Here is a 15,411-nt window from a genome sequence, read left to right on the forward strand (position 1 = left end):
TAATCTGCTTCATACCCATTCATTTACCAATCATCTATATTACAACAATCATGTTCAAAAATTTCAGACTCTATCCTTTCCTGATAGCGCTCGCTCTGGCTCCCATCCTGTACGGCTGTTCAAGTGATAGTGACAATCCTGTTCCTGTAGACGAGACGCAGGAAAAATACACGGTTTGGCTACAAATCGGAAGCTGGCCCAATACTACCCAGTATATCCTGGGTACCAATTCGCTGACCGAGGGCTCCATTGATCTTACCGGACATGGCGCGGAGGTTACGGGAAAATCAGCCTACGGAATCATTACAAAAGGAGGATATTACTATTATTACAATACCACTACCGGACGGTTTTCAAAATTCAAATACGAGAAGGAGCTTTACAATACCGTTCTGGAAGTTCCGTATACGCACATGGCGGATATCAGCGGATTTACCTGGATTAACGACCATACGCTTTTTGTGGTAGGAACGGACGGAGATCAGGCCAAAGTCCACTACTCCGTAATAGAAACAGAAACGCTTAAGATCACCAATGGAGTACTGGATACGCCTGCTATACCGGCCGGGTTTAAGTATTTTAATCTGGGAAATGTAGAATATACCAACGGAAAAGTATTTGTGCAGTTCGGATTCACTGCCGACCGGCCTACGCCCTGGGAAAACAAGGTGAACATCGGTGTGGTTGATTACGCCACTTTGAAATACGAAAAAACGCTGCAAAGCGCTGTTTCGGCTGGCCCGGGTACCAACAAGCTCTGGTTATCGTCTTCCTTTGTGGATGACAGCGGCAATACCTACTTTGCTACCAATGTGGAATGGAGCAATCTGACTCAGAAGCAAACGGCGATCTACCGTATAAAAAAAGGAGCTACAGAACTTGACGCAAGTTATACCGTAAATGCTTCCACAGTGGGTTACAACGGAGTCGGCCTCTGGTATATAGGCGGCACCAAAGCAATATTCAAATATATCGACCCAGCCGTAACCGGTTCTGCTCACATTTATGCGTTTGCGGTTTTTGATCTTGAAACGGGCAAAATCACCAGAAAATTAACTGAAATACCTAACGATGCGGACGCCTATATCCAGAACATCATTGTAGAAGATGGCAAGGTATTCATGATCACAAACGCCGAAACGGGTAAAGATTATGTGTATATCTATGATATAGCAGCACAAACTGTAAAAACAGGAATGGAAATGGTGGGCGGTTACGACTGGATCCTGCGCCTTGACAAAATGAGGTAATCCGTTTCAGTACCCACTACCAGGGGAACGAAGCCGGTAGTTTCACCCAAAAACAACGTTCAGAAATTACCGGCTTCTCTTCTCCCAAAATTAAATGAACAGTACAAAGTCTGCATGAAGATCCTGAAAAAAATAAATGCCTGGCTACATCTCTGGCTAGGGCTTGCTTCCGGAATAGTTGTCGTGATTGTCAGCTTCACGGGTTGCATACTTGTCTTTGAAAGTGAAATAAAAGACTGGTACAGCGCACATTTATTTGCTGAAAATCCGGAAAACAAACCTATGCTTCCACCTTCCCGACTGTGGCAGACCGCAAGGCAGGCCATGCCCGGCAAGGTAATTCAGAGCGTCTGGTATCATGGCGAGGGGCGTACAGCTCATTTTTATCTCAATTCCGATTCCCTGGTATATGTCAATCCCTATAATGGAAACCTGGTAGCTATTGTGGATCATGAGGACTTCTTTGATTTTATCCTGGAAGGTCATACAGAACTCTGGATACATCATGAGGCAGGAGCAGGTATCGTAAAGTATGCCACACTTATATTTTTCGTGCTGCTAATCACCGGGCTGATACTCTGGTGGCCAAAAAAATGGAACAGATCTCATACCGACAAAAGTTTTAAGATTAAATGGAAAGCCAAATTTAAACGGGTTAACTATGACCTGCACAATGTGCTGGGATTCTATTCCTTGCTGATTGCACTCATTATCTCGGCCACCGGGCTGATCATGGGTTTCTCCTGGTTTTCCAAAAGTGTTTACTGGCTAAGTTCGGGAGGAGAAACTCCTGCACCCTCCATTCGTTCGTTTTCAGATACCACACGGTTTAGCCAGCTAGCAGGACTGGAGAATGTTGATAAAGCCTGGAAAAAAGGGACAGAAGAGATTGGTGTTTATAACAAAGAAGCGATCATTGTTTCATTTCCTGACGAAATATCGGAGCCCATCTCACTCTGTACAGACATGATCAATGGCTCATGGCGTTATGTTTATCTGGATCAGCATACATTGGAGGAGCTCCCGGGAACACAACCTCAGATTGATAAATTAAACATAGCCGACTGGATAAGACGCACCAACTATGCTTTGCACGTAGGTTCTGTTGGCAACCTGACTACCAAAATCCTGTATTTTATTGCCAGCCTCATTTCAACCAGCCTTCCTATTACCGGATTTTACATTTGGTGGGAAAAGGAAAGGAAGAAGAGAAAAAAAAGGACCAAAAAATTACCCGGGGCAACAAAAATATCCCTGTAGGATCTGCCAGGCGAGCAGGCAGAACTCAATCGAACCAACACGGTCAGCAAATACTCCCTTTTAATGAAATTCATCCCCTACATTCTTACAGCCCTTTTTTTATCGGGTATCCTGTTACACCCTAATTCCGCCTCTGCCCAGCAGCAGGTATTCGGTAAAATAACAGGAAAACTCGTGGACGCACAGCAAAATCCGGTAGAATTTGCAACTGTCGCCCTTCATTATGCTACCGATTCGCTGATTGTAAAGGGCTCTATCAGTGACACTTCCGGGCATTTCATTTTCGAAAAAGTGAGAGAAGGACGATACTACCTTCATGCAAGCTTTTTGGGATACAAAGCGTTCAGGAGCAACAGCTTTGCTATAGACAAGTCAAATACTGAAATAATACTGGGAAATGTACTCCTCCTGCCCGAAGATAAAACACTGGAAACTGTTACAATCCTGGCACAAAAACCACTGGTGGAACAATATCTAGACCGCACGGTGATCAACATTGCAAACAGCATCCTTGCTGAAGGTAATACGGCCCTTGAATTACTGGAAAAAGCACCAGGAGTAACCGTTGATGATGAAGGCAATATCTCCATGAAAGGCCGCCCGGGCGTTAGCGTCATGCTCAACGGAAAACTGACATATCTGTCACAACGTGAACTTACCACCCTGCTGCGTGGTACTTCATCCGGTTCTGTATCCAAAATAGAGCTGATCACCAATCCATCAGCGAAATACGATGCGGCGGGCAATTCGGGGATTATCAACATTGTTCTGAAAAAGAATGAAAAGGTTGGAATAAACGGAAGTGTATATGGCAACCTGGCCCGCAGCAGAGCCAACCGTTATGGCGGAGGTACAAGCCTGAATTACAGAAATGGAAAATTCAACCTCTACGGAAGTTACGATCACGCCTTTCGGGGCGAACGGGAGTACCTGAATTTTACCAGAAGATTTTATGACGGCGGGACCACCCAGGAACCTAACCGTATCTCTTATCAGAATTCGGCAACCAGCGAGCCCTTGTATACCAACAATTACAAGGTCGGAGCTGATTTTTTCATCAATGAGAAAAACACTTTCGGGGTTCTTGTAAATGGCAACTTTGGAAAATATATCAATGACAATAATACTTCCAATCTTCTGGTGTCTTCGGCGGGCGAAATCCTGAGCCAGCCACAAACCCATAATGACAATCTGGATCGGTGGAACAGCAATACCTATAACATCAACTACACCCGTCAGTTCGGCAGCAAAGGTCAGGAGTTGTCAGTTGATCTTGATTATTCCGGGAATGAGAACCGCTCAAGGCAAAGTATGGATACCCGATACCTAAATACCGAAAAACCATACCTTGAGACCCGGTCGGTTCGGCGGGGGAATGTTCCGTCCCTTACCAATGTGTATGTGGGCAAACTGGATTACGTTCACCCGTTTGGAATAAAAACCAAACTGGAAACCGGTTGGAAGAGCAGTTATGTATCGGTTGACAACAATTTAAAATACGATACGCTACGCAATGACCAATGGATACCGGACCCCTCGTGGAGCAACCATTTCGCCTACAAAGAAACGATCCATGCTGGTTATATCAATTTCAGCAGGGAATTTGGGTCACTCAGTATCCAGGCCGGACTGAGAGGAGAAAACACCCGGACAAGCGGCCATCAGGTTACTACTGATTCCCTGGTAAAGAGAAATTACTTCCAGCTCTTCCCCAGCCTTTTCTTGACCAAAACCTTCGGAATTGCCCACAGCACCGGCTTCTCTTACAGCAGACGTGTGGAACGTCCTGATTATGACGACATGAATCCGTTCCGCTTTTTCAGAGATCCGTTTCTATATTACGAAGGAAATCCGTTTCTGCGACCGGAACTCACACATTCCGTGGAAATTAGCCATACTTATAAAGGGAAATTCATTACCACGATCAATTATAGCTACACTTCCGACGTCATGAACTGGATGATGGGACAGGTTGATTCTCTGAATACAACGTATCAAAGTCCGCAGAACCTTAAAAGCATGATCAATTACGGTATCAGCTTTACGGCTTCCGTGCAACCAACTTCCTGGTGGACCAGCAACAGCTTCGCCAATTTTTTCCGGAACGAATACAAAGGCGACCAGAAAGGCGGAAACTTGAATAACGGCATCTGGAGCTTTTCTGTCAATACGCAAAACAGCTTTCAGTTGGGAAGAGGTTTTGCTGCCGAGCTAAGTGGATTTTACAACTCCAGGTCGGTATATGGAGTGTTTGTTAACAGAGGTTATTATATTATTTCAGCAGGTGTCCAACAACAGATCCTGGATAAAAGAGGGACAATTAAACTGATGGTCAACGATATTTTCCAAACCCGCCAGCGGCGTAATACTGCCCGGTATGAAAATCTGGATATGGACGGACACATCCGTTTTGACAGTAGAGTAGCTACTTTTTCTTTTACCTATCGTTTTGGAAAAGACATTACACCGGTGCGGAAACGCAGTTCAGGAAACGAAGATATACAGAACAGGGTGAAGGGGGGCAGTTGAAAGGAGCAGACAATGGGACTCTTTCTGTATGAAACGATTAAAAAAGGGAGACCACTTCGTCTCATCAGAAGCGGTCTCCCTTTTTACCCAATTTCTTTCAATCACTGATTTACATATACGCTTCCGCTGCTGGCAGACAGCGTTACAGGAATACCACCGCCATTGATTTTCCCACGAACATGGTCACTTTGGGCCTCGCCATCAAAATTCTTCAGGGGTATCGACACTTTGTTACCTCTGAGATTAAGGTCTGCACCTTTGTCGAGCGGCATGGTAACGCGTACTGTCCCGGCCGAAGTGGTCAGGCTCAGGTATTCACCCAGTTTTGAAACTGAAACTTCAATACTTCCGGCGCTGGTATTTGCTCTCAGGCTACCAGAAATATCGGCCAGCCGGACGGAACCCCCGGAAGTACCGGCATCCAGCTTACCCGCAATGTCTTCTCCTTTTATGCTCCCTCCGCTGGTATGGGCCACAATGTCACCGTCAAGCCCATTCAACAGAATACTGCCACCGGAAGTTGTCAGATTTATCTTTCCTTTCAGCATATCAGCCTTGATACTTCCTCCGCTGGTGGCCAGGTTAATATCGTTGCGGCAATTAGTTACATCAATACTGCCGCCGGAAGTCCTCCCCCGAATCATACCATCCAGATCATCCAGTTTAAGGCTGCCTCCGCTTGTCGCGAAATTCTGTTCGCCCGTTAGCGAAGCAATTTTAATGCTTCCTCCGCTGGTTTTAAGGTCCGTACGCATGTTGCGGGGGGTATATACCTTGAAACCGATCGAGATACTTCTTTTATCATTCCAGGGAATATTATTTTTCCTTTTGGCCGTGGCAACCACCTTATTGGCTTCGGTAACGATGCTGATATCAAAATCTTCCAGGCGGTTCTCAATTTCTTCCTTAGAAAGTTCGTCTTTTCCCTTCCAGTTATTGCCCCGCACAAACATATCTACCTTGATACCTCCGGATTGTGCCCCGGTCACCAGGATGGAGCCGCCCGATGTTTCAACTTTTAACTCCTTCAGATTACTGTCTGTAAAAGTCCTCGTAACATACGGTTTCTCTTCCGAACTTTGAGAATAGGCAGCCAGGGAAGTGGCCGCGGCAAAGAAAAGCAGTAGTAGTTTTTTATTCTTCATGATCTGTCAGGATTAATTTTGAAAATGACGGAAAAAAGAAACAGAAAGTTGCATCCTCCATATTACTTCACCTTCATATATTTATATCTTAGCTGTAAAAAAAGCAGACCACAAACACAAACAGCTGATTTTCAGATAAATACGAATATAAAAAGACAACTTTTTTGTCCAATAACGGACATTCCGAACACCAGCCGGCATCATTTTTGAGCTAAACTTTGAAACCTTAAAACCATTCTGATATGAAAACTTTCCTGCTTACCATTCTGCCTGATGCGGATTCGGCCAAAATCATGAACATCTTACAGGATCTTGTGGACCAGAAATCTATTGAACTTAAAACCTATAGCCAACAACCAGTATCGGCCAGCGAGGAGCAGATTGATGAAATGATCGATGAGTCGGAACTAGGCCCCTATTACACGGAGCAGGAGGCCAAGGATATTCTTAAATTATAAAATAACGGGGATAGAAATCCCCCGTTATCTTTTATGAATTTGTAAAACCTTTATTTCGTCGAACTGCGAGGTGTGGCCCCAGCCACATTTAACATCCTTTTTATTACCGGTCAGGCTGTATTTCAAATGCACATCCGTAAAGCTATAGTAACTGTCGGATTTCCCCAGCGCTTCTTCGATTACTTTGAAGGATGCGTCCGAAGGAGCGAGTGAAATGGTTGAATCTCCCGACTTTACACTAAAATGCCACGAGCAGCCATCCGACGCAAGCATATTTACATATTGTCCATCTGCTTCAAGTACTGCATTGTCCAGCACTTCATTTTCGTCGTGGCAACTTACCCATGCCAGCAAACCAAATAACACTACTGCAATTTTCATAAGTTAGATTTTTCACGGTTAAAGCTTAGTTTACCAAGGCCCATTACAGACTGATGCTGTTTGCGCCCGAAAGCAAGACCATCCGTTGGTCGAAATGGTTGTAACCTATTTCAAAAAATAATCACTTTTTTGAAGAAAGTCCGAAAACCATTTGCCAGAGTCTTTGACAATCCGCTCCTGCGTTTCGAAATCGACATAAACCAGGCCAAACCGGGCTGAATATCCTTCTGCCCATTCAAAGTTATCCAGGAAAGTCCAGGCAAAATAGCCTTTCACGCTTGCGCCCTCCTGTTTGGCTTTTAAAACCTGCGCAAGGTATTCCCTAAAAAAATTCAACCGCGCGGTATCACGCACTTCTCCCTGCTCCACAACATCCTGAAATGCAGCACCGTTCTCGGTAACGATGATATCCCTGATACCTGTATATTGACTGAACTGATCCAGAATCCTGTACATACCTTCCGGTGCAATTTCCCAGCCCATGGCCGTTACAGGTTTATTCCTTTTAACCGCAGGTTCTTCCTTAAGCCATAAAACAGGTACGCGGTACGAATGCCTGACCACCACATTGAAATAATTCTGAAGGCCGATAAAATCAAAGTCGAATTTCAGTTTTTCATCGTCGCCGCTCCGCATATACTTCCGGATTTTTGCCAGATATGGAAATGCGTCGGACGGATACCCCATTCCCAGCGCGGGTTCAATAAACAAGCGATTCATTAATGCATCTGCACGTCTGGCGGCTCGGATATCTTTTACACGCTCAGTGGCAGGTTCCACGTAGGAACAGGAAAGTGCTGTACCTATATAGGCTTCTGGAAACTGGCTTCGGATAACCCTTCCTGCTTCGGCCTGTGAAAGTGCCAGATGGTGAACCACGGGAAGAAAATTCCAGAGACCCTTTTTCCCAGGGGCGTGTAAACCAGTGGTGTACCCCAGACCGGCCGTTGCCATGGGTTCGTTCATGACGATCCAGTTATTTACGCGATCACCAAATGCACCGGCACAAATGCTGGTGTAAGCGGCAAACCAACCCACCACTTCCCGGTTTTTCCAACCTCCTCTTTTTTCCAGGCTCAATGGTAAATCCCAGTGGTATAATGTTAACCAGGGAACCAGATCCAACGCCAGGCATTTATCGATCAGGCGGTTGTAAAAATCAATCCCTGTCCGGTTAATTTCTCCCACGCCCTCCGGCAAAATCCGCGACCAGGAAACCGAGAAACGGAAATTCTTAAAGCCTAGTTTTGCTGCAATTTCCAGGTCCGTTTCGAAACGACTGTAAAAATCACAGGCAACACCAGCCTTATCATTATTTTTGATCCTTCCCTTTTTTTCAGCGAACTCATCCCAGATGCACGGACCCCGTCCTCCCTGGTCCACGGCTCCTTCTATCTGATAGGCAGCGGTGGCTGTACCCCAAATAAAATCTGTTCCGAAATCGCTGGCTGTTAAAGTTTGTCCCGAACCCGGACCGAGAGAAGTAGGATGCACTGTAAAATGGTATTTTCTGAGCGATAAATGTACCGCATCGCCAGAACATAAAAAAGTTCGGGGCTAAGTATGGCCCACTAATGACCTACACTCCCCGAACTTTCCGTTCTTCAAAATTTCAGTACCTATTTGATAATCTGAATTCTCTTACTGGATACTGTCCCGGCATCCGTGACCATTTTAATAACATACCACCCCTGCGAAAAGCTTCGGAGATCCACTTCCTTTTGGGAATCAGGTGCTGTTTCAAGAAGCAGTTTACCGCTGCTGTCGTACAACCTGACCACCGCTATCTGCGCTGCCGAGGTGATGCCTATTTTTTCCGTAGCCGGGTTGGGATAAACCGAGAACTGATCAGCAATATCAAAACGGGCGGACACAACACGGCTGAACGCGAAGGTATTGTCAAGGTCGATCATTTTTAGCCGGTAGTAGTTATGCCCACTCACCGGCGCCGCATGGGTGTAGGTATAATCTATTTGCGCGTTGCTCTCTCCCTGTGCCGCTACAACACCGATTTTCAGCCAGTTCTTTCCATTATTGCTATGCTGTATCTCGAAACTTTCCGAGTTGGTCTCCGCAGTTGTCTCCCAGTTCAGAATGGCGCTTTTGCCTTCCAGGGCAATTTTAAAGGTAGCAAGTGTCACCGGCAGAGGATTGGTGGGTGCAGAAACTTTGAGGCAGGCCAGATCCATTTTTATAAAGTCCCCATCCGACATACCCGTTACTCTTACAAACTGCGCATTACTTGGTGCAATGGCCGTCAATGTATACTTCTTCAATCCCGGAGGGGTATTACCCACAACTTTGTCAATGTAAACAGGCACCGGTTCATCCCCGGTCGTCTCTGTTTCATTTTTATAGAAGATCAGCACAAATCTTTGGTTTCGAGGATTTTCATAAGCAGCCCACACCGTAAGTGATACTTCACTTTTTCCTTCAACGGGTACATCCTGCCAGAATTTACCCGAACCTTCGAAAACACCGCCGTAATCACCGCAAACCCGGTAGGATTGCTCCGTTTTTAAAGTACCCCCGCTGGTTTGCCACCCTGACGTTCCGCTTTCAAAGCCAGGATTAGTCAGCTTGTTGTTATCACACTCCGAACAATAAGACGGTTCCGTCACAACCAGACAGGCACCATCGATTTTGAAATACCCTCCTTCTGAATAAAATTCTACCCGAACCTTAAACGTTCCCGCTGGCGCAGTGGCCGTGAGCGAGTACCTTTGCAGGATAACCGCCCCGCCCACTTCATAATTCATATCGGTGGTTTGCTGTTCAGGTGCAGCACTTGCAATGGCTCCACCCGTACTGTTTAGAAAAACAAGGTTAATCTTGTGTTTGGTACTGCTGTTGTGCGTTCCTGCGTATACATTCAGGGAAACCAGGCTGCCCGAGACAATGTCAACCTCCTGATACAACGTGCCGCTGCCGGTCATCAGGCCATTGTAGTCTCCGCATACATTATAAGCATGATAATCCGTGGTAAAGGAGAAATCACCCGACTTGCTCCACCCGGCGGTTCCATCTTCAAAGCCTGGATTCACCAGAACATTCCCGTTACAGTTACATTCATACGCCGTGAGCACAACGCAGGCACCATCAAATTTAAAGGTATTCCCCTCTGAATATATCTCAATACGCACCTTTGCCGTACCCTCGGGCGCTACCGAAGAAAGCTGGTATTTCTGAAGGTGATAATCTCCGTATACATAATTTACCGGCTCCGACTTGTTGTGATTTCCTGTAATTATTTGTGACGATGCATTGTAAAATGTGATCCTGAACCTGTTGGTACGGTTGTCGTTGTTGACCCCGCCGTATATTTTAAAATCTACCCGGGTTCCCTGGGCTGCGTTAAATTCCTGATAAAGCAGCCCGCTTCCGACAAGCATGCCGCTCTTGTCACCACATACGTCATGGTCATTGGCATAACTTAACGTACCACTTGACACATTCCATCCACCGGAGGTTTCGAAACTGCCGTTTTGTAGTACGTTTCCATCACAGGAACATTCGTAAGCCGTGGTGAGATCCGCAGCAGATAAAGTACCGGTAGCCCATAGACTGGAACAGAGAAAGAGAAGGAGGAAAAATCGAAAAGTAGCTATTTGTTTCATCGGTCTGATAGGGTTAAAATAAAATATTGAATGAAGGGAGAATTTTAGTTATCCAAAACTACAACCATATTCAATAAGAAGTTCGATTAAAATATAATTTTTTCAATATTTCCTCAAACTTAAAAATATATCTATAATGATTTTGAAAGTAATTTATGTTGAAAAATTAGAAATATTACTACCATAATTTCGTACTTATGGCAGGTATTCACGTAATAATTATAAATTTCACTGAGATTTAGTGAAAAAATTACAAATTCGAACTTAAATTCAAAATTGTACTTTTACAATACAACCAGGATTCAAAAATAACTGCAACGAAAGAAATGGAAGTAGAGATCGAGGACTAAAACGGAAACAGGTATCCTCCGAAAAATTGAGTCTGCTAAGAGTATTATGAGGATGAGAAAGATACCCAAAGAAGGCCATTCAAAAAAAGACACATTCTTCCAGCCATGCACAGGTAAAAAAACCGACCTGTTCAGCAAATAACCTATTGATTATAAATACTTTAACCAAAACAAAAATGCAGTTTCGAACAAAGAACCCCTTAGCAGCGTTGCAGTATGGACAATCCTCAACGGACTGCGCTGACCGTATTGGGAAGAATAATACTGATAAAAAGGAGTGTATTTTTTGAAAATCCTGATGAAAAGAATTGAGAAGGAGTTTTAAACCAAGTACCAAAGGAATTGAAAGAAGTAGATTTTTCCGACAAACAACCTGCTTTTGAAGCCTAGTATTCAGTCCGTTATAAACCAGAAATAATTTTACAGCCGCTTAGATTTCTTTATGCAGGATAAATCACAACACGACAAACGGATTGCAGAGAGACGATCAGCGAAAATTTCCTTAAAAATCGAAGACAACTGCATGTACTCTTGGCACCGATACTAGACCGAAGTCAGTTGCGGACGAAGATCCTGCATAAGAAAAACCTGACGCAGTTCCTGAAGTCCCTTGCGCACCCTTGATTTCACAGTACCAAGTGGCATTTTTAACAACTCGGCAGCTTCCTCATGCGTATATCCGTTAAAGTATACCATTTCTATCAGCAGCTTGCGCTCAGGTATTAAACCGGCTACAAGGGCACGGAGGTCCAGGGTTGAAGTGGACGGCGTAAAAGAAACTGCATGAAGATCCCCCGCAATTACGTTTTCCAGCTTAATATTCTTCTGTTCCTTGGCGTCAAGCCTCAATTTGTCTATGGCAGTATTTCTGGCAACGTTCAATATCCACGTAAACAGTGAGCCTTTTGCCTTTTCGTAAGTACTCATATTCTTCCAGATTTTCAGAAAAGCATCCTGCATAGTATCAGCCGCTTTTTCTTCATCCTTGACAATCTTGATGACAATCCCAAATAGCGCCGGAGAATAACGGTCATACAGATATTCGAAAGCATCGCGATTATTTGATTTCAAAAGCACTATTAGCTCTTGTTCTGTATACGTAGATTTTTTGGTCATTATAATTGATATTTCGAAAACCCATCACGAGGGAACCGGCACCTGCTCTGATTACCACCTGGCAGTATGAATAATTTTGTTCCAGCCCGATAGTTGCCGCCAGATGTGCAAAATTCAGGCCACTTTGGGGAATTCTTTCAGATACAAACGGTTAACGCAACAAATTCTGTCGCTTTGGCTCCTGGCAGTTCTTACCCCGGGTTTGAACATTCGGTTATTTATTTTGTACCTTAAAGTGTCAAAATTTAAGATGATGAAAAAAGTTTTCTGGACCCCCTTTTTGTTGCTTCTGGTTTCGTGCCATAAACCAGAAGCAGAAAAGGACGAATTAAACCGGCTTGCCGTTGAGTATGTAAAACTGGGCCTCACCATAGGACAGTATGACGGAGATTTCGTGGACGCGTATTACGGCCCCGACTCACTCAAACCTGCAACTGCGAAGGACACAGCCTTCCCGAAAGACAGTATCCTTCGCCAGATATCCTTCCTGAAAGATTCATTTCAGAAAATCGCTGAAGTTACCAAAAATGATACCATCAGGAAACGTGCAGTATGGATGGGACATCAGCTGACCGCATTTTCAAGGAGAGTCAGGAATTATTCCGGCGAATATCAAAACTTCGATACCGAGTCGCATGAGCTTTTTGATGCCGTTGCACCCCGTCATACTGAAAATCATTTCAAGCTTTTAATAGACACTCTGGATCAAGCTTTACCTGGAAAAGGAACGGTGGTCAGCCGCTTCCGTTCCCTGGCAGATCGTTTCCGGATACCGCCTGATAAAATTGACACCGTTTTCAAAACTGCCATCGCCGAAGCGAGAAGACGAACAATTGCACACTATCCACTCCCTGTGGGCGAATCTTTCGAACTGGAGTATGTCCGGGATAAACCGTGGTCGGGATATAACTGGTATAAGGGAAATTACAAAAGCACCATTCAGATCAATATCAGCCAGCCCATCTTCATTGATAGAGCCATTGACCTAGCCTGCCACGAGGGATACCCCGGCCATCATGTTTATAATATGTTACTGGAAAAGAATCTTTTCCGCAACAAAGGCTGGATGGAGATATCACTCTATCCGTTATTCAGCCCTCAGTCTCTTATTGCCGAAGGAAGCGCCAATTACGGCATTTCGGTAGCATTTCCCGGCAATGAGCAAGCAGCCTTTTGCAAAGGCATACTCATGCCGCTGGCAGGAATAGATACCGCTTGGGCCGACCGCTATTTTAAGGCACTGGCACTTAAATCACAACTGGATTACGCCCGTAACGAAGTAGCAAGAGGTTTGCTAAGCAGTCAAATGTCCGCCAAAGAGGCCGAACGCTGGCTGGCGGAATACTGCCTCCTCACACCCGAAGGTGTACAAACCTATATGCGGTTTATAAAAAAATACAGAAGTTATGTCATCAACTACAACTATGGCCAGGAATTGATCAAAAACTACATCGAAAGCAACGGAGGAACGGAATCAAATCCAGGATTGCGCTGGAAATTATTTGAGATACTGCTCAGCAATGAAATCAAAGCAAGTGACCTGATCAAAAAATGAACCCCGCCCCCGTCATCATCAAAGCTGAAAATCCGGACCACTACAGCGCAGGGCTCGTCCTTTTTAAAGCATATATAACATCTCTTGATTTCGATCTGTCGTTTCAGAATATTGATCAGGAACTGCAAATACTTCCTGAAATGTACGGCGCACCCACCGGTGCCCTGCTGCTGGTTGTGTATGACAATCAATACATCGGTGTAGCCGGCATACGCCGTATCGAAAATGAGTTTACCTGTGAAGTGAAACGTATGTATATCCGCCCGGAGTACCAGGGAAAGGGTATGGGAAAAGAACTCATGTCAAAAATTATGGAAGTGGCCAGGGAAATGAATTACCGAAAGATAAAACTGGATACCCATGCGGTAAAGATGCCCCATGCCGTGAAACTGTATGAAGCATCCGGTTTCAGGCAAGTCGCTCCCTATAACTACAACCCCCACCCGGGTACCGTATTTTTTGAAAGAGATTTATAATGATCGCCCACCAAAGAATATAAAAAAAATTATTAACTAACGAACAATTCGAAGCAAATACACTTATACCTTTCTTAATTTTTAATAATTTATCTATTATATTCAAGAATCCGTAAATAAAATTAGATAAATCTTGAAAATTTTGAATTTACTCACCCTTAAAGATAATTTCCTAAGCAAGACCGGTGCTTTGCTACTGGCAGGAGCATTCACAGGAATGATCAGCCCGAATATTTTTGCGCAGGCTCCCCCTATCCCCAAAAACTACGTTTGTTATCAGCCCAAATCCAAAATCATCATTGATGGAAAGCTGGATGAGAAATCGTGGAAGCAAGCCGAATGGACAGACCTTTTCGAAGATATCGAGGGGCCCAAAAAACCCGCTCCGCTGCAAAAAACCAGAGCAAAAATGCTTTGGGATGAACAGTATCTCTATATAGCCGCCGAAATTGAGGAAGAGGATATCTGGGCCTATCAAAACCAGAAAGACCAGGTCGTTTTTATGGAAAATGATTTTGAAGTATTTATTGATCCCGACGGAGACACCCATAATTACTATGAACTTGAAATAAATGCCATCAACAATAGTTTTGACCTATTTCTGCCCAAACCATACCGCAATGGCGGCAGAGCCGCAATTCCGTGGAACATTGACGGCCTGAAATCCGCGGTCACCATAGACGGCACACTTAATGACATCAGTAAGAGAGATAAAAAATGGATCCTTGAAATTGCGATCCCCCACGCATCACTGAAACACGAGGATATTCCGGCGGTTATACCAACGGACGGTTCACTCTGGCGGATCAATTTCTCACGGGTAAACTGGCATCATGATTTTGAAGATGGAAAATACCTCAGGAAGAAGAACCCTGAAACGAAAAGAAACCTGCCCGAATTCAACTGGGTTTGGTCGCCCCAGGGCGTGATCAACATGCACGTACCTGAAAGATGGGGTTACCTGCTGTTCGCAAAGGAAACTGTGGGCAAAAAAAAGGTGCCTTTTCAGCTTCCTTATGTTGAAAAAATGAAATTAATGGCCAGAGAAGTTTATGAAAAACAGCGGGAGTATTTCAGAGTACACAAACATTACGCAGCCAATATTGATGAACTACACCTGGATAACGTCAGCGAATCAGACAGGAAAGTCAATATTTTCGAAACTGAAGGTTCCGGAAATCATTTCAAAGTGCTGGTTTCTAATGAAAAAGAGAACAAAAAGGTATCCGTCGCCATGGATGGCCTGGTTACTGTCAGTGATTTAAAACCTTAAA

12 protein-coding genes are annotated in these 15,411 nt (G+C 44.5%); 7 read left to right on the top strand and 5 right to left on the bottom strand.

The annotated features are described in order from the left end of the window. The first annotated feature begins 50 nt into the window (after positions 1 to 50). From KOE27_RS15030 to KOE27_RS15040, 3 genes are all read left to right on the top strand, one after another. The gene (locus tag KOE27_RS15030; protein ID WP_215239679.1) at positions 51 to 1,250 is read left to right on the top strand and encodes a DUF4374 domain-containing protein; all 1,200 of its coding nucleotides are present in this window, start codon (positions 51 to 53) and stop codon (positions 1,248 to 1,250) included. Between the two features lie 114 nt (positions 1,251 to 1,364). Next, complete coding sequence (locus tag KOE27_RS15035) at positions 1,365 to 2,510, top strand: PepSY-associated TM helix domain-containing protein (RefSeq protein ID WP_215239680.1); 1,146 nt, start codon at positions 1,365 to 1,367, stop codon at positions 2,508 to 2,510. A 63-nt stretch (positions 2,511 to 2,573) separates the two neighbouring features. Further along, positions 2,574 to 5,039 carry an outer membrane beta-barrel family protein gene (locus KOE27_RS15040; protein ID WP_215239681.1) on the top strand — a complete coding sequence of 822 codons (2,466 nt, stop codon included), beginning with the start codon at positions 2,574 to 2,576 and terminating at the stop codon, positions 5,037 to 5,039. 101 nt (positions 5,040 to 5,140) lie between these two features. On the opposite strand, the gene KOE27_RS15045 is transcribed toward KOE27_RS15040, so the two are convergent. Further along, a complete protein-coding gene (locus KOE27_RS15045) occupies positions 5,141 to 6,184 on the bottom strand; it encodes a DUF4097 family beta strand repeat-containing protein (RefSeq protein ID WP_215239682.1) in 1,044 nt (347 codons plus the stop codon). Positions 6,185 to 6,426: 242 nt separating this feature from the next. Between KOE27_RS15045 and KOE27_RS15050 the strand changes: the two genes are divergently transcribed. After that, complete coding sequence (locus KOE27_RS15050) at positions 6,427 to 6,642, top strand: hypothetical protein (protein ID WP_215239683.1); 216 nt, start codon at positions 6,427 to 6,429, stop codon at positions 6,640 to 6,642. A 24-nt stretch (positions 6,643 to 6,666) separates the two neighbouring features. On the opposite strand, the gene KOE27_RS15055 is transcribed toward KOE27_RS15050, so the two are convergent. From KOE27_RS15055 to KOE27_RS15070, 4 genes are all read right to left on the bottom strand, one after another. After that, complete coding sequence (locus tag KOE27_RS15055) at positions 6,667 to 7,023, bottom strand: hypothetical protein (protein WP_215239684.1); 357 nt, start codon at positions 7,021 to 7,023, stop codon at positions 6,667 to 6,669. Between the two features lie 105 nt (positions 7,024 to 7,128). Next, positions 7,129 to 8,517 carry a GH1 family beta-glucosidase gene (locus tag KOE27_RS15060; RefSeq protein ID WP_215239685.1) on the bottom strand — a complete coding sequence of 463 codons (1,389 nt, stop codon included), beginning with the start codon at positions 8,515 to 8,517 and terminating at the stop codon, positions 7,129 to 7,131. Between the two features lie 125 nt (positions 8,518 to 8,642). Next, positions 8,643 to 10,640 (bottom strand): T9SS type A sorting domain-containing protein, encoded by a 1,998-nt coding sequence (locus KOE27_RS15065; protein WP_215239686.1) that lies wholly within the window; start codon positions 10,638 to 10,640, stop codon positions 8,643 to 8,645. An 893-nt stretch (positions 10,641 to 11,533) separates the two neighbouring features. Next, positions 11,534 to 12,061 (bottom strand): RNA polymerase sigma factor, encoded by a 528-nt coding sequence (locus tag KOE27_RS15070; RefSeq protein WP_229252775.1) that lies wholly within the window; start codon positions 12,059 to 12,061, stop codon positions 11,534 to 11,536. Positions 12,062 to 12,356: 295 nt separating this feature from the next. Between KOE27_RS15070 and KOE27_RS15075 the strand changes: the two genes are divergently transcribed. The 3 genes from KOE27_RS15075 to KOE27_RS15085 all read left to right on the top strand — a co-directional run bounded on the left by KOE27_RS15075 (position 12,357) and on the right by KOE27_RS15085 (position 15,410). Then, complete coding sequence (locus tag KOE27_RS15075; protein WP_229252776.1) at positions 12,357 to 13,661, top strand: hypothetical protein; 1,305 nt, start codon at positions 12,357 to 12,359, stop codon at positions 13,659 to 13,661. Beyond that, the gene (locus KOE27_RS15080) at positions 13,658 to 14,137 is read left to right on the top strand and encodes a GNAT family N-acetyltransferase (RefSeq protein ID WP_215239688.1); all 480 of its coding nucleotides are present in this window, start codon (positions 13,658 to 13,660) and stop codon (positions 14,135 to 14,137) included. Before KOE27_RS15075 ends, KOE27_RS15080 begins: the two co-directional genes overlap by 4 nt. Before the next feature lie 142 nt (positions 14,138 to 14,279). Beyond that, a complete protein-coding gene (locus KOE27_RS15085; RefSeq protein ID WP_229252777.1) occupies positions 14,280 to 15,410 on the top strand; it encodes a carbohydrate-binding family 9-like protein in 1,131 nt (376 codons plus the stop codon). Position 15,411 lies beyond the last annotated feature (1 nt).

It is taken from the genome of Dyadobacter sp. CECT 9275, assembly GCF_907164905.1.
Classification (GTDB): domain Bacteria; phylum Bacteroidota; class Bacteroidia; order Cytophagales; family Spirosomataceae; genus Dyadobacter; species Dyadobacter helix.

Coding starts and splice junctions, on each gene's coding strand:
- KOE27_RS15030 (WP_215239679.1), top strand. CDS start 51: ATGTTCAAAAATTTCAGACTCTATCCTTTCCTGATAGCGCTCGCTCTG.
- KOE27_RS15035 (WP_215239680.1), top strand. CDS start 1,365: ATGAAGATCCTGAAAAAAATAAATGCCTGGCTACATCTCTGGCTAGGG.
- KOE27_RS15040 (WP_215239681.1), top strand. CDS start 2,574: ATGAAATTCATCCCCTACATTCTTACAGCCCTTTTTTTATCGGGTATC.
- KOE27_RS15045 (WP_215239682.1), bottom strand. CDS start 6,184: ATGAAGAATAAAAAACTACTACTGCTTTTCTTTGCCGCGGCCACTTCC.
- KOE27_RS15050 (WP_215239683.1), top strand. CDS start 6,427: ATGAAAACTTTCCTGCTTACCATTCTGCCTGATGCGGATTCGGCCAAA.
- KOE27_RS15055 (WP_215239684.1), bottom strand. CDS start 7,023: ATGAAAATTGCAGTAGTGTTATTTGGTTTGCTGGCATGGGTAAGTTGC.
- KOE27_RS15065 (WP_215239686.1), bottom strand. CDS start 10,640: ATGAAACAAATAGCTACTTTTCGATTTTTCCTCCTTCTCTTTCTCTGT.
- KOE27_RS15075 (WP_229252776.1), top strand. CDS start 12,357: ATGATGAAAAAAGTTTTCTGGACCCCCTTTTTGTTGCTTCTGGTTTCG.
- KOE27_RS15080 (WP_215239688.1), top strand. CDS start 13,658: ATGAACCCCGCCCCCGTCATCATCAAAGCTGAAAATCCGGACCACTAC.